Annotated in this window: 13 protein-coding genes; 5 read left to right on the top strand and 8 right to left on the bottom strand. The window is 58.9% G+C overall.

What is annotated here, in order from left to right:
• The 4 genes from HZB23_13195 to HZB23_13180 form a co-directional block, all read right to left on the bottom strand.
• Nucleotides 1-1,758: an ATP-binding cassette domain-containing protein gene (locus tag HZB23_13195; GenBank protein ID MBI5845613.1), complete on the bottom strand. Its 1,758-nt coding sequence runs from the start codon at nucleotides 1,756-1,758 to the stop codon at nucleotides 1-3.
• A gap of 7 nt (nucleotides 1,759-1,765) precedes the next feature.
• On the bottom strand, nucleotides 1,766-2,440 hold the full coding sequence (locus tag HZB23_13190) for a lysophospholipid acyltransferase family protein (protein MBI5845612.1): 675 nt from the start codon (nucleotides 2,438-2,440) through the stop codon (nucleotides 1,766-1,768).
• Nucleotides 2,441-2,463: 23 nt separating this feature from the next.
• Nucleotides 2,464-3,609 (bottom strand): lipid-A-disaccharide synthase, encoded by a 1,146-nt coding sequence (gene lpxB, locus HZB23_13185; protein MBI5845611.1) that lies wholly within the window; start codon nucleotides 3,607-3,609, stop codon nucleotides 2,464-2,466.
• Nucleotides 3,610-3,700: 91 nt separating this feature from the next.
• Entirely contained in the window at nucleotides 3,701-4,165 is a 465-nt protein-coding gene (locus HZB23_13180) for a cytochrome c3 family protein (protein ID MBI5845610.1), read from the bottom strand.
• Between the two features lie 286 nt (nucleotides 4,166-4,451).
• On the opposite strand from HZB23_13180, the gene HZB23_13175 reads away from it, so the two are divergent.
• Nucleotides 4,452-5,648: a hypothetical protein gene (locus HZB23_13175; GenBank protein ID MBI5845609.1), complete on the top strand. Its 1,197-nt coding sequence runs from the start codon at nucleotides 4,452-4,454 to the stop codon at nucleotides 5,646-5,648.
• Nucleotides 5,649-5,797: 149 nt separating this feature from the next.
• A complete protein-coding gene (locus HZB23_13170; GenBank protein ID MBI5845608.1) occupies nucleotides 5,798-7,453 on the top strand; it encodes a terpene cyclase/mutase family protein in 1,656 nt (551 codons plus the stop codon).
• A 113-nt stretch (nucleotides 7,454-7,566) separates the two neighbouring features.
• On the opposite strand, the gene HZB23_13165 is transcribed toward HZB23_13170, so the two are convergent.
• Both HZB23_13165 and HZB23_13160 read right to left on the bottom strand, forming a co-directional pair.
• On the bottom strand, nucleotides 7,567-10,161 hold the full coding sequence (locus tag HZB23_13165; protein MBI5845607.1) for a pyruvate, water dikinase: 2,595 nt from the start codon (nucleotides 10,159-10,161) through the stop codon (nucleotides 7,567-7,569).
• Nucleotides 10,162-10,223: 62 nt separating this feature from the next.
• The gene (locus HZB23_13160; protein ID MBI5845606.1) at nucleotides 10,224-10,649 is read right to left on the bottom strand and encodes a response regulator; all 426 of its coding nucleotides are present in this window, start codon (nucleotides 10,647-10,649) and stop codon (nucleotides 10,224-10,226) included.
• Nucleotides 10,650-10,861: 212 nt separating this feature from the next.
• Here HZB23_13160 and HZB23_13155 point away from each other — a divergent pair, with 212 nt between their 5' ends.
• The 3 genes from HZB23_13155 to HZB23_13145 all read left to right on the top strand — a co-directional run bounded on the left by HZB23_13155 (nucleotide 10,862) and on the right by HZB23_13145 (nucleotide 16,410).
• Complete coding sequence (locus HZB23_13155; protein ID MBI5845605.1) at nucleotides 10,862-11,620, top strand: DUF2760 domain-containing protein; 759 nt, start codon at nucleotides 10,862-10,864, stop codon at nucleotides 11,618-11,620.
• A gap of 171 nt (nucleotides 11,621-11,791) precedes the next feature.
• Complete coding sequence (locus HZB23_13150; protein MBI5845604.1) at nucleotides 11,792-13,588, top strand: Hsp70 family protein; 1,797 nt, start codon at nucleotides 11,792-11,794, stop codon at nucleotides 13,586-13,588.
• A 122-nt stretch (nucleotides 13,589-13,710) separates the two neighbouring features.
• Nucleotides 13,711-16,410: a hsp70 family protein gene (locus HZB23_13145; GenBank protein ID MBI5845603.1), complete on the top strand. Its 2,700-nt coding sequence runs from the start codon at nucleotides 13,711-13,713 to the stop codon at nucleotides 16,408-16,410.
• Nucleotides 16,411-16,431: 21 nt separating this feature from the next.
• Here the strand turns inward: HZB23_13145 and HZB23_13140 are convergent, their stop codons facing one another.
• Both HZB23_13140 and HZB23_13135 read right to left on the bottom strand, forming a co-directional pair.
• A complete protein-coding gene (locus tag HZB23_13140; protein ID MBI5845602.1) occupies nucleotides 16,432-18,483 on the bottom strand; it encodes a M48 family metallopeptidase in 2,052 nt (683 codons plus the stop codon).
• Nucleotides 18,484-18,780: 297 nt separating this feature from the next.
• On the bottom strand, nucleotides 18,781-19,299 hold the full coding sequence (locus tag HZB23_13135) for a LemA family protein (GenBank protein MBI5845601.1): 519 nt from the start codon (nucleotides 19,297-19,299) through the stop codon (nucleotides 18,781-18,783).
• Nucleotides 19,300-19,362 lie beyond the last annotated feature (63 nt).

Genomic DNA, 19,362 nt, shown 5'->3' with positions numbered 1-19,362 from the left:
TCATCGGGTTTCCTCGGTAAACTGGAGATCGTGGAGCTTCCTGTATGCGCCGTTTTGGGCGATGAGTTCCTCGTGGGAGCCCTCTTCCGCGATGCGACCGCCGGAAACCACCAGTATCCGGTTGGCGTGGCGGATGGTGGACAGGCGGTGGGCGATCACAAAAACCGTGCGTCCTTCCATGAGGTTTTCCAGGGCCTTTTGCACCAGGCGTTCGCTTTGGGTGTCCAGGCTTGCCGTGGCCTCGTCCAGGATGAGGATGGGAGCGTCCGCCAGAATGGCCCGCGCTATGGCGAGCCTCTGTTTTTCGCCCCCCGAAAGCCGGTTTCCAAGCTCACCTATCACCGAATCGTAACCCTTTGGCAGTTCGGCCACGAAATCGTGGGCAAAGGCCGCCTTTGCCGCAGCCTCGATATCCTCGCGACTGGCGTCCGGGCGACCGTAGGCGATATTGCAGGCCACGGTGTCGTTGAAGAGTATGGGCTCCTGGGTGACCACCGCCATTCTCCGCCTGAGGCTTTTTATGGTGAAGTCCTTAATGTCGCATCCGTCGATCAGGACCTGCCCTTCGGTCACGTCGAAAAATCGCGGGATGAGGTTCACCAGGGTGGTTTTTCCGCCGCCGCTCGCGCCCACAAGGGCCGTCACCTCACCCGGATTCACGGAAAGTGAAATGCCCGAAAGCACCTTCTCGCCCGTGTCGTAGGAAAAACCCACATCATGAAACGAAACCGCGTGGGGGCCTTTTGGCAGAACTTTGGCTCCGTCTTTTTCACTGACCCTGGTTTCTGTTTCCAGAAGATCGAAAATGCGGTCGGTGGCCGCAAGACCCTCTTGGATGGAATTGTTCGTGTAGGAGAGCTTCTTGACCGGGTCGTAGAGCATGAGAACCGCCGCCATGAAGGAAAAGAAGGTGCCGGGCGTGGACTTTCCCACAATGACCTGAAAGCCTCCGTAGCCCACCACCAGGGCGATGCCCACCCCGGCCAGGGCCTCCATGATGGGGGATGACAGGCTCCTGGCCAGCACCGCCTTCAGCTCCAGCCGGAAAATCCTTTCGGTCTTGTTTTTGAATTTTTCCGTTTCATGGGCCTCGGCGCAAAAAGCCTTGACAATCTTCACCCCGGAAAAGGTCTCCTGCAAAAAGGCCGAAAGGTCGCTCATGGCGTCCTGGCTGGCTGAACTGGCCTTTCTCACCTTTTTCCCGAAATACATAACGGGGTAATAGGCGATCGGAAGAATCACCACCGCGTAAAGGGCCATTGTGGCGTCCCGGTAGAAAACCACCCCGATAAGCCCCACGATGGTGAAAAAATCCCGCACCAGGCCCGTCACCGAGCGGGACACCATGTCCCTTATTATGAAGGTGTCCCAGGTTATGCGGCTCATGAGCCCACCCGTGCGTTCCGCCTGGAAAAAAGAGAGGTCGAGCCCCATTATCCTCTGGTACAGGGCGTCCCGAAGGTTCCGTATGATGCGCTGACCCACCGAGCCTATGAAATACTCCTGCCCAAGATAGCCTATGCCCCTCACGAGAAAGATGCCCACCACCACGAAGGGCATCAGGGCGAGCATTTCCTCGTCCTTCTTCACGAAGATGTCGTCGATCACGTTTTTGATGAGATAGGCTATGGAAACCTGGGTTGCGGCCATTAGAAAGCTCGACATCATGGCCAGGGCGAGCCTTCCCCAGTGGGCCTTGACCTCGGCCAGAAGCCTCTTGTGCCGCTTTCGGATTTTCGGGAGGACCAGTTTCGACATGTTTGCCTTACGGAAGACGCCGACCATAGAGGCCATCCGCCAGATCGGTTATCCGGTCAATTTCCTTCGCCATTTCCAGGCGTTTCTGCTCAAGTTCGGCGGGCGTGCTGTCCCTTTCCACGAAAATGGGTCGCCCGTAAACAAAGGTGCAACTGGTAAAGGGCCGGGGCAGAAGAAAGCGGTCCCAGCTTTTGAAAATCTTCATACTGCGGGCGCTGTAGGCCATGGCCACTATGGGCCGCCCGGTTCTTGCAGCAAGGCTTACGGCTCCGGGCTGGGCCACGCGCCTGGGGCCCTGGGGGCCGTCCGGGATCACCACTCCAAGGGTGGGCATCCGCTCCATTCGGGCCGCAAGGGCGGCGAGCGCCTTGGCTCCCCCCTTGCGTGACGAACCCCTTATGGGACGGTGCCCCTGGCGATGGAGGACCTGTGCTATTATCTCGCCGTCTTCGGAGGCCGACACCATTATGGAAGCGCCTATGCCCTTGTGGATGTAGCTGGCCAGAAGAATCCGGGAGTGCCAGAAGGCCGCTATGGCCTCGCCGGCAAAAACCAGCCGGGCGGCGTCATGCTTATCGATGACCTGGATGCGGCAGGTGGAAAAAATGGCGTCTATGGCAAGTTTCCCGATTATTCCGACCGCCCGCCACTTCATGCCGTCCCTTATCACCAGCTCGCCCATTTAAGCGCCTTTCGTTACAACTCTTAAGAATCGAGCAGGGAGAGAGCAAGTTTTGCTGTTCTCACGCAGGCCCCGGCCCCGCCCAGCATCCCCCTCACCTGGGCCAGCAAGGCCCTGGCCTTTTCAAGGGCTTCCGGGGTCTCGGTCATATCCAGAATATGCCCGGCGATGTTTTCCGGCGAGGCGTCATCCTGAATCAGTTCGGGGGCGGCGGCAACGCCCGCTATGAGATTGGAAAGCCCGATAAAAGGCACCTTGATCAGGATGCGCCCCAGCCTGTAGGTGAAGGGCGAAAGCCTGTAAATGATGATGTGGGGAAGCCCGGAAAGGGCGGCCTCCAGGGTTACGGTGCCGGAAACCATGACAGCCGCCGAGGCCTCCCTGAAAACGCGCTCCATTCCTCCTGGCCATACCTGGATTTCGGGTATCGAGGCGTTTTCGGACCGAACGGATCGGATTATGCCCTCGATGAATGACGGCTCCACGCCCGGAGCGCCGGGCACAACGAAACGGGCTTCGGGCCGACTCTTTTTGATGATGGCCGAAGCCCGAAGCATTATCGGCAGGTGGCGGACTATCTCCCCGTCGCGGCTGCCCGGAGCCAGGGCGATGAGAAACCCGCCTTTTGGGCTGTTGACCGGGATGCGCTCCTCCTGGTCAAGAAGCGGATGCCCCACGAAGGTCACCGGCACTCCGCTTTTTTCGTAAAATTCCTTCTCGAACGGAAGGATGACGGCCATGTGGTCCACCAGCCGTTTTATCTTCTTCACCCGGCCCGTGCGCCAGGCCCAGACCTGCGGGCTTATGTAATAGAGAACTTTTATCCCGCGCTTTTTTGCGGCCTTGGCCGCCATGAAATTGAAATCGGGAAAATCGACGCACACAAGAAGATCGGGCCGGGCAAGGCTTAGCACCTCCCTTACCAGAAAAAAGGCCTCGCTCAGATCCCCGAGTTTTTCGGCGACCTCGGTGAAGCCCACCACCGAGAGGCGATTTTGGGGATAAAGCACCCGAACCCCGGCCCGCTCCATCATGGGACCGCCGATGCCGTAAAAAAGGGTGCCGGGCGCAAGGCCGCTCATGGCGGATGCCAGGAGCGCCGCGTGCGCGTCGCCTGAAGCCTCCCCAGCTATGATCATCACCCTTTTGGGCCGGTCGGGGCTTTCCATGTCGCGTTTTCCGGGGCTGCAATCAAAGAAGGCGGAGGCCTTTTAAAAAGCCTCCGCCTTCCTTTTATCAATCATTGAATGTAAAAAGCAATCACTTGTGGCACTTGTTACAGGCCACGGGCGCGCCCTCGTTGGGTTTTTTGGCGTTTTTCTTGTTCCATGTCTTGTGGCAGTCGATGCAGTTCAAGTGAATGGCGTTGGCGTGGAATTCGAGCTCCTTTTTCTTGCGCACAGGTCCTGCAAGGCCCTTTAAGACAGCCGGTGCGGCCAGGCTTAAGGACTTGTGGCAGACCGAGCATTTTTGCACCGGGTCGCCGTCCTTCAAGGCTGCAAGGGGCTTTCCGGCCTTGTCGTGATGGCAGTCCCCGCACTTGGCCCCATAAGCCGGGGTGGTGTGTTTCTTGTGGCTGAAGGCCACGATGGGCTTGGTGTGCTTGGCGTAGCCTGCGGTCTGCATCTTGATGACAGCAGGGGCAGTCGCCGCATAAAGACCCGCCGCCGCAAATACGAACGCCAGAGCCACCACCAGTGCAACCGCAATCTTCGATTGCTTCATACTTTTTTCCTCCCCGTAAATTCGATCCAGCAAACGGGCGAAAACCCTTCGCCCGAACCATTACGGCATAATTTCCGGGAAATTCAATATCAGCAAAGACTGGCCAAAGTCAATGATCAACCTATGTTTTCCGGCTGCATGGCTGCGAACGCCGTATTTTTCGCAGTGTGAATTTTTTCTTAGTCTGCCCCCCTTACCATGACGCTGTTTTTGTGTTATAGTTACAGGAATAGAGGAATATCATGGCTTATTCTGTTCTCTGACCGGGCCTACAGGGAAATCGCGGATGTGCTTGGATCATGATCATCACGGAACCAACGGCCACTCCCACGTGGCCCTGCCCGTTGAGATGCTGGAGAAATGGCCAAGGCTTGTGCGCGAGCTTTCCCATTTGCTGGCCCATGTGAAGGATTTGCGGTTAAAGGCCAATCCAGAGCCGCTTCCGCTTGAAATCTCAAGGGCGGAATCCTCCAGGCTTTTCAAGAGACTCCTGGCGGCGGCCCTCATGCACGAGCGGTCCGGCGTAAAGCGCACGGTGGCCCGGCAGATGGCCAACGCGATAGGTGATTATTTTTTGTGGTGTCGCCCCACTTCCCTTCCGGTGGTGCACGAACTGGGGACCCTTTCTGCCTGGTGGGCCGAGAAAATCCCCGGCGAGACCATGGACAGGCTCCGGGACATCGGCTGCGCCCTCATCATAAGCGGCCAGGTAGTGCCGGTCCAAAAGGTTTGGGAGGACATCCTGAATTCTCCCATAATGTTCATCGGCCACTGCGTGTGCAGAAGTTCGGGGCTTGCGAACGACCTTAGGGATAAAACCGGTGAAGTCTTCACCATCACTTCAGACGCGGAAAACCGCCTGCTTCTGGACAGGCTCATGGGCCGGTGCGACCGGCTGAAGGAAACATACGGGTATTTGCCCGACACCGACCCGTGGTATAATGATCTTTTTCAAAAACTCAAAAGCCTGAAAGATTCCGGATCATCCGAATACAGGCTTGAAACGCTCTTTGCCAAAACCTATCCGTCATGGGAGTTTCTGCCCGTGACCAAAGATTACACCAGAAGCTGGATAAGGGGCCTTTCCGCCAACAGGAAAAACCGACTTTTGCACAAGACCCTGGCCCTGGAGATGGCCAACATATTTTATCTTTCCAGGGGAACCATGTTCACGTCCATGAAAATGGTGGACACCCCCTACACCATCTGTTCCTGCCCGTCTCCCGACCTTGGCGGCGGATGCGCTCTCACCAACTGGTATTATTACGGAAAATCGAAAACCTCCATCCGTCCCAGCGATGAATGCTTCGGACGAAGACGAAACGAAAGCGGCGATATCCTCCCGTGCAACGTCTTTCCCGAAAGATCGGGGCGGGGCTGCATGGGATGCGGGTGCAGGCACGGACTTGATGCGCCCAGAAGCGTGGAAACAATACTGGCCCAGGCCGACGAAATGCTGAAAAGCCGAGAATGGCAGATGTGAAACATGCCAGTTCCGTTCGTCCGGCTGGCTGGCGAACCCGAAAGGACCGCAGATATCCGAACCTCTTTCCCATGACTGAAAAATGCAGTATAATGCAGATGTAATGCCGAAAACGATGTACACACCACCTTCAAGAAGGAGGATCAACTATGAACCGGAAGTTTAAAATCGTCGCTCTTTTTGTGGCGGCATGTTTTCTGGCCCTCGCCGGGTCGGCCATGGCCGCAACCGAGCAGAAGGTTGCCCAGGCCATGCATGGCGGCCAGCAGTACCTTCGGGACAAGCAGGAACTGGCAGGCTCATGGTTTGACGATGAGCAATGGAACAGGGAATCAGCTACAGCCTTCGCAGTGGCCGCGCTTCTTGAAACCGGCGTCCCGGCCTCAGACCCTGCAATAATCAAGGGGATTCAGTACATGGTGGCAAATGCCGGCTGGAACGGCACCTACACCATACTAGGCGGAGGCGGCAACTACAATCACAGCTCAACCCTAATCGCACTTTCCCTTTGGGCGCTTGCCAGCAATCCCGCGCCCATAACCATGACCAACATCATCCGCTCGGCCCGTGACTTCACCGTAGCCAACCAGTACCTGGCCGACAACACCTATAAGGGAAGCTGGGATTACAACGGATACGGCAGCGGCGACACGTCCAACACCCAGTTCGCGGTCATGGGCCTGTGGTACGCCAACCGCTATCTGGGCGAAAGCTCGTCCGTCACTGACACCGCCTGGGCCCAGAACCTGCTCACCTATCTTACCGCCATCCATTACATCACGGACGTGGCTAACAATTACGGAGTTTTTCGCTATTATCCGGGCTCAAACTCCTTCATAGGCGGCCCCATGACGGCGGCAGGCCTGTGGTCCCTGGCCATGATAGGTCAGGATCAGGACCCCATGGCCCTTAGGGCCGAGGAATGGTTCGCGGCCCCCGGCACCTATACCTGGGCCGTCACCCCCGGGCCTTACTACAACGGCGGAACAGGCTCTTACTATTACTTCATGTTCGGCATGGCCAAGGCCCTTCAGGCCACGGTTGGACATCAGAACACCCTCGGCACCCCGGCCCGCCCCTGGGCCCAGGACTTCATCAACGAAGTCGTTGACAACAAGGCCATCTGGACGCCGGCTTCTTCCATGCCCGACGAGATTACGCGGGTTCACTGGGGCGACGGATACCGTAGCCTTGACGGCGGCGACATTCTTTCAACCGCCTGGATGCTGATGTCCCTTGCCTTCATCGATCCTTCCGTCGAGAAGAAGGACGCCCTTCTGCCCGACCCCCCCGACGCTGACTTCCCCATCCGGGGCCTTCTCACCCTCTCGGTAAAGGGCAACGCCACCATCAGCCGGGCGGCCCGCCGGAAGATCGGCCCGGAAAAGAGCGCCCAGACGGTCACGCTCCCCATCGGAGCCACCGAGTTCATCATCAACAAGGTTCCGGTGGGCGGCACCACAATTCTTTACATCAAGGTGCCGGATGAGGCCCTGAATCCCAACAACGCCAACTCCTTCATCGACGCCAACGGCAACCTGAAGCCCGGCCTCAACTGGTTCAAGATTCGTAACGGCGCGTGGAAGGGCCAGGCCAACATCCCCATAATCATCGACAGGGCGTCCAAGGAAATCCAGGTCACCCTGCGTGACGGCGGCCCGGAAGACGACGATGGCCTCGCCAACGGCAAGATCACCGACCCCGGCGCTCCCGGCTTCGGCGTTGACGGCGACGTTGCTGCGGACGGCGACCAGACCCATTCTTCCAGCGGACTTTGTTTTATAAGCTCGATCTTCAGTCTGTAATGCCTGATTGAAAAAGGCCGCCCCTGAAACAGGGCGGCCTTTAAAACCGAAAGAGGGAACCAGGGCCTATCGCCCGGTTCCCTCTTTTTTTATACAGGGTCCGCTACTCAGTCTTAAAGGGCGGCTGGGGCGGGTTCCGGCTCCAGAGTCGGAGGCGGAGTCTTCGCGGCCCGCTCGGCAAGAATCCGGGCCACGTCGTCCAGCATCTTGGCCCGGTGAGTGACATATGCGTGGTCGTTGGCCAGAACCATGTCCAACTGGCGCGTATGCATTAAAAGATATCCCAATATTACCAGCTTTTCCTTCATCAGCGCGGCATCGTGGCCCTCCACCCGCGCAAAGACGCCGTCGTCCTTTATTTCCGCCCTAAAGCCGAACTCCTCCAGCACGTCCGCCACGAACTGGGCGCGCCTGATACGGCGGGACAGGTCGGCGGCCCCGCCCTTGAACTGGAAACTGGCGTAATTTTCGCCCGCGCGCTCGGATATTATGGCTTCCACGCTGCAAAAATGAAACCCGAAGCGCGAAGTCAGGCTCACGAAATTTTTGGAAAGCATGAAATAGTTACGGTTGGCGTACTGGCTTGGCATGGAGGATTCGAGATTGGGGTTGGTGGCGGCCTGCATGAGAACCGACATGAACCCCTTCGCGTCCATGGGCGGCGGCCCCTGCCATGGCTCGGCGTTTATGCCCTCCCATAAGGACAAAAACGGTATGGATGCGATGTTTTCGAGCGGCACCAGCTTCCAGGGAATGTCCTTGTCAAAGCCGTCATCGAGGTTGATGATCCACCACTGCATGGGCACCTTGTAAAAAAGCTGCTTTGCGGCCCTTTCGGAAAAATGGTGCTCGCGCCCGAATGCGAACATCTCGTGAACCGCCTTCTCGTGGCAGAATCGCGTGATGTCGTGAAGGGTTTTGCAGTTTTTGGGCTTGAAGGACGGAGCGTCGGGGTCCAGAAGGTTCAGCGGCACTATCCACTCCACCGCTGCCTTCAATGCCTCGTGGACTGCGGTGCCCTCCATCAGGTTCTTTTTTCCCGCCCTTGCGTTTAAAAGAATCTCTTCAATCCTGCCCCTGTGAACGGCCTGTCCGTCGGCGTCAACGGTTACAAGCCCTGCGTTTTCCAGAATTCCGACGGCGTGTTCCACGCCGAAAATGGCCGGGACCCCGAATTCGCGGGCCACGTTGGCAAGGTGCCCCGCAAGGCTTCCCTGCTCCGTAACAACTGCGGCTGCGTGCGAAAGAAGGGCCGCCCATCTCGGAAGGGCCTGCTCGGCCACCAGCACCGCCCCGTGCGGAAATCGCAGGACGTCGGAACTCTTGCGCAACACGAAGACCTCTCCCGTTGCCGCTCCGGGGCTTGCAGTGCCGCCGCCCGAAACGATCACCGTTGGGGCGTCGCTTATGGCCTTTTTCGCCTCCTTTGTTTCCATCTGCTTCAATGGCCTGCACTGAAGAAGATAGATGGTGCCCTTGGGCCCGATGGCCCATTCCACGTCCTGGGCCACGCCGTAGTGTTCCTCAAGATTCAAGGCTATACGCGCAAGCGCCCTCACGTGATCGTCGTCTATGGAAGGCAGGAGGCTTTTTTCCTTGCCGGTCAAGTCCATGCGGCATACGCCCTCTTCGGGGTAGCACACGAACTTCTGGGTCTTGAGTCGAATCTCGCGGCGGGAAATTTCAACGGGGTTTCTCTTCACCACGAACATGTCCGGGGCAACGCTTCCGTCCACCACCGATTTCGGCAACCCCCACACTGAATTTATGATCACCGAATCATCTGCGGAATCAAGGGGATTCTGCGAGTAGGTAACCCCGCTGGAGACAGCGTTCACCATGGCCATGCAGCCCACGCACATGGCCACGTCCTCGTCCCTTATGCCACGGCTTTGGCGGTAGATTATCGCGTGAAGGCCGTACTTGGAGGCCACGACCTCCCTGTAGGCGGAATCCAGGTTGTCTGCGGAAACATTCAGAATCGAGCGGTACTGGCCCGCGAAGCTGGTTTCCGAGCCGTCCTCGCCCAGGGCGCTCGACCGCAGAGAAACCGTGACGCCCTTGTGGGTGCGCTCCTCAAGCTCCTGGTAAGCCTCGTGAATTGCCTTTGAAATCGAATCGGGAAGGGGCGTGGAAACGATCAGGTTCTGGATTTCCGTTGCAAGGGCGTAGAGCTCGCTGATATTTTCGCCCTGCCTGGACTGAAGCCTGCGGTCGATTTCGGCCTGGAGGCGGGACTCCTCCATGAACCGGTTGAAGGCGGCTGATGTGAGGGCAAAACCGTCCGGCACCGGAAGCGACAGGGTGTTGGCCATCTCGCCAATGTTTGCCATCTTGCTGCCCACCACATCTGCCATGTTCCGGCCTATTTCAAACAGGGGAATCACCAGCCGGTCGCTTCCGGGCATTTTCCGGGCGGCCAGGGTTTCGTTGATTCCCTCCTGTATTTCCTTCAAACGCCCGTAGAGCTCGCCGTACTTTTCAGGGGCGAGCGCGTCCAGGTTCTTCACTATGGAAAAAACGTTGACGGCCACAGCAGTTGACTGGCTGCGAACAAAGGACATGGAAAAGGTGCGGTCCCCGGAAAGGGCCTTTTCCATGTCGCTCATTATTTCCAGGGCCTTGTTGTTGGCGGACAGAAGAAGTTTGAAATGGTGATAGCGGGACGCAAAGGACGCCCGAAGCTCGTTAAGCTCCTGCTCGCCCATATCGCGGCGGCTCCTGCCGAAGCCAAGCCTTGAAAAAAATTTTTTGACAGGGCTCATAAAAATCAGGATGCAATTCCGGTTGACCTTGGCGAAACCGGCCTCTGCCGCTTTTCGTTAAGGCGCTTCTTCTTGCAGGCGTCCTGCAACTTATACAGAAGCTCGTCAATATCCATGGGCTTCATGAGATAGTCGAAGGCCCCCATTTCCATGCCTTCCATGGCCACCTCCACACTGGCGTGTCCGGTCAGCATGATAACTTCAACCAGGGGCTTTAGGCGCTTGATGGCGGAAAGCGTGTCAATGCCGCTCATTCCGGGCATTTTCACATCCAGAATTACCACGTCTACGGCCTCTTCCTTCAAAACAGCCAGGGCCTCCTCGCCGCTTCCGGCTCCAAAGACGTTCAGATTGCGCTTTTTGAGGCGCTTTATAAGGCTGTCCCGAAAATCGGATTCGTCGTCAACCACAAGAACGTCGAAGTTATCCACAGATTACTCCTCCCATAGAAAATTATTGCGATTCAATTAACACGAAACGCCATGCCAGGCAAGGCGCTTGTGAGAAAAGGGCATAATGGCCCAAGGCGGGGCAGGAACCGGGTCGGCTATTGACAGCTTGGGTTTGGGCCGTTACTTTAGGCTTTCAATAACTTTGAAACAGGCGAAGGATCATCCCTTACCCCTTAGACTCGGAGCCTTTTATGGAAGACATCAACCGCTCGCTACGCAGAACTTACTGGTGGATATTGCTGTGGATGCTGATGCTGTCCCTATGCGCGTTTTCAGCCCTTTTCTGGGTCAGCATGGACACAGCCTCAAAAGTTGCGGCTAACCCCCAGTCAGGTCCGCTTGCCAAAATCCTTATCCAGGAAACCATATTTTACCAATTCCCCTTTTTCCTGGGGCCGGGGCTTTTGCTCGCATCCTTCCTCTTTTCCTGGTTCGCCTGGATGAGCGTAAGAAGAACCTGCGCAAGGCATATGGCCAAGGCCGCAGCGGTTCCGGATAAAAAAGCCAAAAAGCAGAAGGACGAGGAACCGGCGGCAAGGCCCAGGTCGGCCCGCGAAATCGTACAGGACACCGAGCGACAGACCCTCCACTTCCTGGGGCTTCTCCAGCGCGAGGGAAGGCTTATGGACTTTTTCTCCGAAGACCTCTCCCTTTACGACGACGCCCAGATAGGGGCCGCAGCCAGGGCCGTTCACGAATCCTGCAAGAAGCTCGTGGAGACGCGGCTGAAGCCTGTGGCGGTAATAGCCTCCGAGGAGGGGGAAACCGTCTCCGTGGAGCCGGGGTTCGACCCTTCCGCCATACGCCTTTCCGGAAACGTGGCGGGAAACCCGCCCTTCAGGGGCGTTTTGAAGCACAGGGGATGGAAGGCCTCCCGCTACGAGATGCCGGAGCTGATCTCGCAGAGCGATCCCAGGATCATTGCACCTGCCGAAGTTGAAATCTCATGAAAAAGCCTGCCTAAAAACGCGAACTGCTGTGTCAGGCATCTCTAAAAAGTCGGTCACGTACAAAAGAGTACGCTCCCTCCTTTTTAGCTCGCCTTCCTTGCATTTCATCGTTTTATTCAGGCTTTATATAGTGTTTTTAAGCGCGATTATAACTCACAGGAGTAACGGGAAGTGTCAGAGCCCTCATATATAGTTGGAATCGACCTTGGAACCACCAATTCCGTGGTGGCCTACACGGAGGCCGCGCCCGGAAAGGGCATTGCTCCGGTAATCGATCTTTTCCGCGTTCCACAGCTCGTGGGGCCGGGCGAGATGGAGGACCGGGACGCCCTGCCCTCCTTCGTGCTCCTGCCCACCCAGCATGAGGTGGCGGAAACGGACCTCAAACTCCCCTGGGACGAAAGCCCCGGCCTGGCCGTGGGAGCCTTCGCCAGGGACCGGGGGGCCGAGCTTCCCCATCGCCTTGTGTCTTCGGCCAAGTCCTGGCTCTGCCACGCTGGCGTTGACCGCAACGCCGCCATCCTTCCCTGGGGGGCGGACAAGGACGCGAAAAAGCTATCGCCCGTGGAGGCCTCGACGGCCATCTTACGGCACGTAAAAAGCGCCTGGGACGCGCGCATGGCGGCTGAGGACGATAATCTGGCCCTTTCCAGGCAGGACGTCATCCTCACGGTTCCCGCCTCCTTCGACGCCGTGGCCCGCGAACTCACCGTGAAGGCCGCCAGCGACGCCGGGCTTACGGTGACCCTCCTGGAAGAGCCCCAGGCCGCCTTCTACGCCTGGCTGGCCCTTTCGGGCGACCTTTGGCGCAAGAACGTCACGGTGGGCGATCTGGTCCTTGTATGCGACGTGGGCGGCGGCACCTGCGACTTTTCCCTGATTTCCGTGGAGGAGGAGGCGGGGGACCTGGTTCTTTCCCGCGTTGCCGTGGGCGACCATCTTCTTGTGGGCGGCGACAACATGGATCTGGCCCTGGCTTACGACCTGGCCAAAACCCTGGCCCAGAAGGGAAAGAAGCTCGACAACTGGCAGATGCGGGCCCTGTGGCAGTCCTGCCGGGCGGCCAAGGAAAAGCTCCTTGCGGAAAACGGCCCGGAAGCCGCAACCGTCACCATCCTTTCGCGGGGAAGCGGTCTCATCGCCGGAACCATAAAGACCGACCTTGAAAAGGAACGTATTAGCGGCGTCATCACCGACGGATTTTTCCCGGTCTGCGAAAAGGAAGCCGAACCCGCCTCCCCCGCCCGCTCCGGCATGAGGGAGATGGGCCTTTCATACGCGGCGGACCCTGGCATCACCCGGCACATGGCGAAATTCCTCCGCAAAAGCGGGGCCGAACGCCAGCTTCCCACGGCGGTTCTTTTCAACGGCGGCGTGATGAAGGCCGGGGCGCTCCGAAAGAGGGTTATGGAGGTCCTGTCCTCCTGGAATGATTCCCCTGGGCAGGGACTTCGGGAGCTTTCAGGCGCGGACTACGACCTTGCCGTGGCGCGCGGGGCGGCCCATTACGGCCTTGCCCGGCGTGGAATGGCGGTGCGCATTAAAGGCGGCTTAAACCGCGCCTATTACATTGGCGTGGAAGCCGCCCTTCCCGCCGTGCCCGGAATGCCCGCGCCCCGCACGGCCCTTTGCGTGACCCCCTTCGGAATGGAGGAGGGAACCGGACAGGCCCTTCCTGGCCGCGTGTTCGGCCTTGTTGTGGGCGAGCGGGTGAAATTCGACTTTCTGGCCTCCTCCACCCGGCACGACGACGCCTTCGGGACCACCATAGAGGACTGGGAGTCGGAGCTTTCTCCGGTTACCACCCTTGAAACCGAGCTAACAGGTGGGGCCGGGACGGTTCTTCCCGTCACCCTTGAAGTGAAAGTCACCGAGGTGGGTACCCTGGAAATCTGGTGCGTGGCCGAGGACGGGCGAAAGTTCAAGCTGGAATTTTCAGTGCGGGAAGAAGACGAAAGAGCGGAATAGCAGATTTCCGGGCCAAGGGCCGACGGCCCGCTTTTTAGGAAGAAGCCTTGAAAAAATCCGACAAGACCTACATCGTGGGCATAGACCTCGGCACCACCAACAGCGCCCTGTCCTTCGTGGATATGAGCGTTGACCCGTCTAACCGAAAGATCAGCCTCTTTTCCGTGCCCCAGCTTTCGGCCCCCGGAGAGGTTGCCAAAAACAAGGTCCTGCCCTCGTTTCTTTACCTTCCGGGTGAATACGATGTGACCCCGGAATCCATCGTGCACCCGTGGCAACACCACAAGGAGCACTTCGCCGGGGTCTTCGCCAGGGAGCAGGGTTCCAGGGTCCCGGCCCGGCTGGTTTCCTCGGCCAAAAGCTGGCTCTGCCACGGCAAGGTGGACAGGATGGCACCCATCCTCCCCTGGGGAGCGGACGCCTCGGTGCCCAGGCTCTCGCCCGTGGCCGCCTCGGCGGCGTATCTCAAGCACCTTAGGGACGCTTGGAACCACAGGGCCGGCGCAGACGAGGACAAATTCCTCGAAAACCAGGCGGTCATCATCACCGTTCCCGCCTCCTTCGACGAGGTGGCCCGCGATCTTACGGTGGAGGCGGCGAAGCTTGCGGGATACGGCCAGGTGACCCTCATCGAGGAGCCCCTTGCGGCCTTTTACTCCTGGCTGGTTTACCACGAAAAGGACTGGGACCGGCACGTGAAGCCGGGGGAACTCATCTGCGTGGTGGACGTGGGCGGCGGCACCAGCGACTTTTCCCTCATAACCTTGCGGGAGACCGAGGGCAGCCCGCGCTTCGAGCGCATCGCCGTGGGCGATCACCTGATTTTGGGCGGCGACAACATGGACCTTGCCCTCGCCCGCCACTCCGAGACTCTCATGGGAAAGAGCGGGGCCAGGATTTCCGCCAACCGCTGGCAGGCGCTCTGCCACCAGTGCCGACAGGCCAAGGAGGCCATACTTTCAGGCAGCATGAATGAGCGCGTGGTGACCCTCATGGGCGAGGGCGGAAAGCTCATCGGCGGCACCCTCTCGGCGCGCCTCAAAAAAGACGACGTTGAGCGCATAATCCTGGAAGGCTTTTTTCCGGTGGTCTCATCGGATGAACGCGGGGCCGCTCCGTCGGCCAAGGGCGGAATCACCGAGTTCGGCCTTCCCTACGCCCAGGACCCGGCCATAACCCGGCACCTTTGCCGGTTCATCGAACGAAACGCCCAAGAGGTGAAAAGGCTTACGGGCAAGGACAACCCCTTCCCCGACCTTATTCTGTTCAACGGCGGCGCGCTTTCTCCCGACCTGATCAAGGACCGGATACGGGAAGCTGTAAGGAGCTGGTTCTGCGCGGAAATACCATCCAGGGTGCTGGAAAACCCGGACCTCGACCTTGCCGTGAGCCGTGGGGCCGCCTACTACGGCATGGTGAAGGCCGGGCACGGGGTGCGGGTGGGATCGGGCTCCCCGCGCGGCTACTATCTTGGGCTGGCAGGGGTTGGTGGCGGCGCACCCGAAAAGGCCCTCTGCCTCATGGAACGAGGAGTGGAGGAGGGGAGCCTGATGGAGCTTTCCGCCCACAGGTTCGATGTTCTGGCCAACCAGCCGGTGAGCTTTTCCGTTTACAGCTCATCCTTCCGTTCGGGTGACAGGACCGGCGATCTGATTGACGTTGACGACACCCTGACCCTCATGCCGCCAATACGCACGGTCATCCAATACGGGAAAAAGGCGGGGGAGATCAAGGTTCCGGTTAAGGTTTCGGCCCATTACACGGAAATGGGCACCCTGGAATTATGGTGCAAGTCCCTTGTGAGCGACCACAGGTGGAGGCTATTGTTCCAGCTTCGTGATTCGGAGGAAAGCAGAGCGGTGCCCGAAGACCGGGTTTTCGAGGAGGAGCTTGTCCAAAAATCCCTGGAATGCGTCAGCCAGGTTTTCGGCGGGGATCAAGGCGGCCTGAAACCGGAGCGCCTCTCAAACGCTGTTGTCGAGGCATGTTCCACCCCACGCGAACGCTGGCCATTATCCTTTCTGCGCCGCATGGCCGACGCCCTTATTTCAGCGGCGGAAGGCAGGGGGATAAGCGCCGAACACGAGGCGAGATGGCTTAATTTGACGGGTTTCTGCCTGCGTCCCGGCTTCGGCGACGCCCTGGACGAACACCGGGTGCGCACTCTGTGGGCGCTCTACAAGAAAGGCCCGCTTGCCGCAAAAAGCCCCCAGGTCAGGCTTGAATGGTGGGTCCTGTGGCGGCGCGTCGCGGGCGGGCTCTCGGCTGGCCAGCAGAGGCAGGTGATCCAGGACCTCGCCCCGGTTCTGCGCCCCAAAAAGGCTGGCGAGCGGGCGAAACTGTCGGCTGAGGAGGAAAACGAGCTGTGGATGCTGGCCGCCAACCTGGAACGCCTGATGGTGAAGGACAAGGTTGATTTCGGGCGCACCCTCTTATCCCGCCTGGACCCCAAAAAAACCAACTCCAAGATGCTCTGGGCGCTTTCGAGAATCGGGGCCAGGGACCTTCTGTACGGTCCCCTCGACCGGGTGATACCGCCGGACGAGGCAGGAGGATGGATCAGTGAACTCCTGTCAAAATCCTGGTCCAACCCAAGGCCCGTGGGCATGGCCCTTTCACAGCTTGCGAGAAAAACAGGGGACCGGAAAAGGGACATGGATGAAGCCCTGGCGGAAAAGGTGAAGGCCTTCCTCGCCCCCTTTGACTGGGGCAGGCCCCTGGTCAAGGTGGTGAGCGAAGTGACTGAAGCCGACGAGGCGGAAAAGGCATCCCGTTTCGGAGAGTCCCTGCCTGCGGGGATAATTCTGAAAACCGGGGAATGAAAATGGGCAAGGCCCTTTGCTTCACGCCGCGAGAAGCTCGCCCGGCAGAAAGGGCGGCATGGGGCAATCGAGGGTGTCGGCAACGGCCCGAAGGAGTTCCGCCTCGTCCACAGTTATCTGCTGATCTGTGGCCACGCACACGCAGACAGCCTCCAGCACCTGCCTCTTGAGATTTCCCGATGAGAGGGTGATGCGCAAGAGAGCCTTGCCGAGCACTTCCAGGCCCGCCTTTTCCCGGTCCATGATTTTGAGCGCTCGGCCCGGCATCAGAAGGCCCATGGACTCGGCAAAAGCCTTTTTCGCCATTTCCTCGTCCCTGCCGTGCCAGGCCAGGCAGGAAAGAAGCCCGAAACACTCCACGGCTATCTGGTCCGGCGTGTGATAGCGAACGGAGGCTCCGGGCCGGGCCTTTCCGAAGGCCGGGTCCAGGTGGCGGGCTATCATGCATTTTAGGGTGTACTCGAAAACCGAGACCTCGCCGTCAGCCTCGATCAGGGCCGCCACGTTGGCCCGAAAGGCGGCGTAGCGTTCGGGCGGCATGATCTTGAGAGCGGCCAGCGCGGTTTCAACAAGGGGAAGCCGGTAGGCATTATCAAGGTTTTCGGTTTCCGGCATAAGCGCGGCAAGCTCGCATGAAACGTCCCCGGATGAAAAGGCTTCAAGGCGTTTTTCCTGTTCCCTTCTCACCGGGCCTTCCGGGGCGCATAAAAGGGCGTAGACCAGGGCTTCAGCACCGCAGGGCTCATGGGCCGCTTCCAGCAATCCCTCAGGAATCCTCGCCTTGAAGGCTTTGGCGTACTCCAGGTGCTCGCGGGTGGGCCGCCCCACCCTTCCGACTATAGTGGCCGCAGGGCTTGGGGCCTCTTGCGCATTTTTTTCTTCGACGGGACGGGCCGGTCTTTCTGCGCGAGCCTTTTCAAAGCCGCTCCAGAAGGCCGCTCCTCCTAGCTGGGCGGACATCTCGTGGGGCGCGGGAGCCGGAGAGTCGCCAAGGTAGGGCAGCACCTGGCTCACCGCCGTTGCCACGTCTTCGGGGGGGTCCTCGATCCGCAGAAATTCCGGGACCTTGGGAAACTCGCCGTCAAAGCCGGGCTCCATGCGGCGTATGCGGTCGGCAAGGGGCGGGTGGGTGGCCATTATGGTGAACCAGGATTCAGGCAGCCCGTCTCCGAAATAAAGGTGGCTGGCCTCTTCCGCCTTGGGGTTCAAGATGCGCGAGCCGGTGGAAAAGCCGCCCACCTTCTTGAGAGCCCCGGAAAGCCCGGATGGGTTTCGGGTGAACTGAACCGCAGCCGCGTCCGCAAGGTACTCCCGCTGGCGGGATACGGCGGACTTTATCACCTTGCCGAAAAAAAGTCCGATATAGCCAACCATCATTATGGCAAGACCCAGAAGGATCGCCCCAACCGAGGCCCCGCCCTCCTTGCCTTTCCGGGATGCCCTGGTGAAATCGGCCCCGGCTTTCATGAGCCCGTACCCGATCAGGGCTATCACCAGGATTCCGTGCAAGACCCCCATGAGCCGCAAATTGAGTCGCATGTCGCCGTTTAGGATGTGGCTGAACTCGTGGGCCACCACGCCCTGAAGCTCGTCGCGGTCGAGGCGCTCCAGAGCCCCCCGTGTCACGCACACCACGGCATCGGAGCTTGAGAAACCAGCGGCGAAGGCGTTGATGCCCCTCTCCCTTTCCATCACGTAGACAAGGGGCGTGGGGATGCCTGATGCTATGGACATTTCCTCCACCACGTTCACCAGCCTCTTGCGGTCGGGGTCTGAGGTGGACGGCGGAACCGGGCTCGCTCCCAACATTTCCGCCACCGCCTGGCCGCCCCTGGAAAGCTGGTGCATCTTGTAGAGGGTCCCCGACACCACCACCAGAAGGGTTCCGCCCACGGAGTAAAGAAGAAGCCGTGGGTCCCAGTAGCCCGTGTAGGGGCTTTCAGCCTCAAGCGTCAGGACGAATGCCACCACGGCATGAATCGTAAGAATGATCAGGCCAACGGCCAGGACGAAGAGGACGACCAGCAGGGCCGTGCGTTTCCGGGCATCATCCTGGCTTGCGAAAAAATCCATAAACGGCTCTCCACTCCTGACACCCGGTCCCCAAAAATGAAGCTCCCAGCAGTAAGCTGCGGGGTATCTGCACAAAAGGATGCCCCATCAACGCACTGCAAGCAGCGGGGAATTAGACCCAATTTCGCTTAAAGTAAAGCCTGGATAAAAACGATGAAGCGCAAGGCGCGCGAGAAGCCAATGAAGGAGCGTACCCGCCCAAGAAATCGCAGAGTTCTTGGGCTGAATCAGAATGTTCGTACGTGACTGAAATTGGCTTCGATGCCAGGCACCGCGATTCGCGTTTTTAGACGGGTTTTAAGAAAAGGAAACCTTGGGTGCTATACGCTCCTTTTCTTCCTCTATCTCGTAAAGCACGGCCTTGTCGAAATTGAACATGCCCGCAAAAATTACGTTGGGAAAGACCTCCAGGGAATTGTTGTAGGTCATGACCGAGTCGTTGTAGGCCTGACGGGCGAAGGCCACCCGGTTTTCGGTGGAGGCCAGTTCTTCCATGAGCTGCGACATGTTCTGGCTGGCCTTCAAGTCCGGGTACTGCTCCACCACGGCCATGAACCTTGTCATGGCTCCGGCAAGAGCGCCTTCCGCGCCCAGAAGTTTTTGCATGCTGGCCGGGTCAGTGGGGTCCGATGAGGCGGCATCCGCAGCCTTCACCGCCTTGTTGCGGGCCTCGGTTACGGCGGTTAAGGTTTCCTGCTCGAACTTCATGTAGCCCCTGGCGGTTTCCACGAGATTGGGGATGAGGTCGTGGCGGCGCTTCAACTGCACGTCGATCTGGGAAAAGGCGTTCTTGAACTTGTTCCGGCCCGTGACCATCTTGTTGTAAATGGCCGCAACCCAGGCGACCAGGGCTATAACCACCACGAAGAAAATGAAAAT

This window comes from Deltaproteobacteria bacterium, assembly GCA_016235345.1.
GTDB lineage: Bacteria > Desulfobacterota > Desulfobacteria > Desulfobacterales > Desulfatibacillaceae > JACRLG01.
The sequence above is the reverse complement of the archived record's forward strand: the minus strand, read 5'-3'. Positions and strand labels throughout refer to the sequence as shown.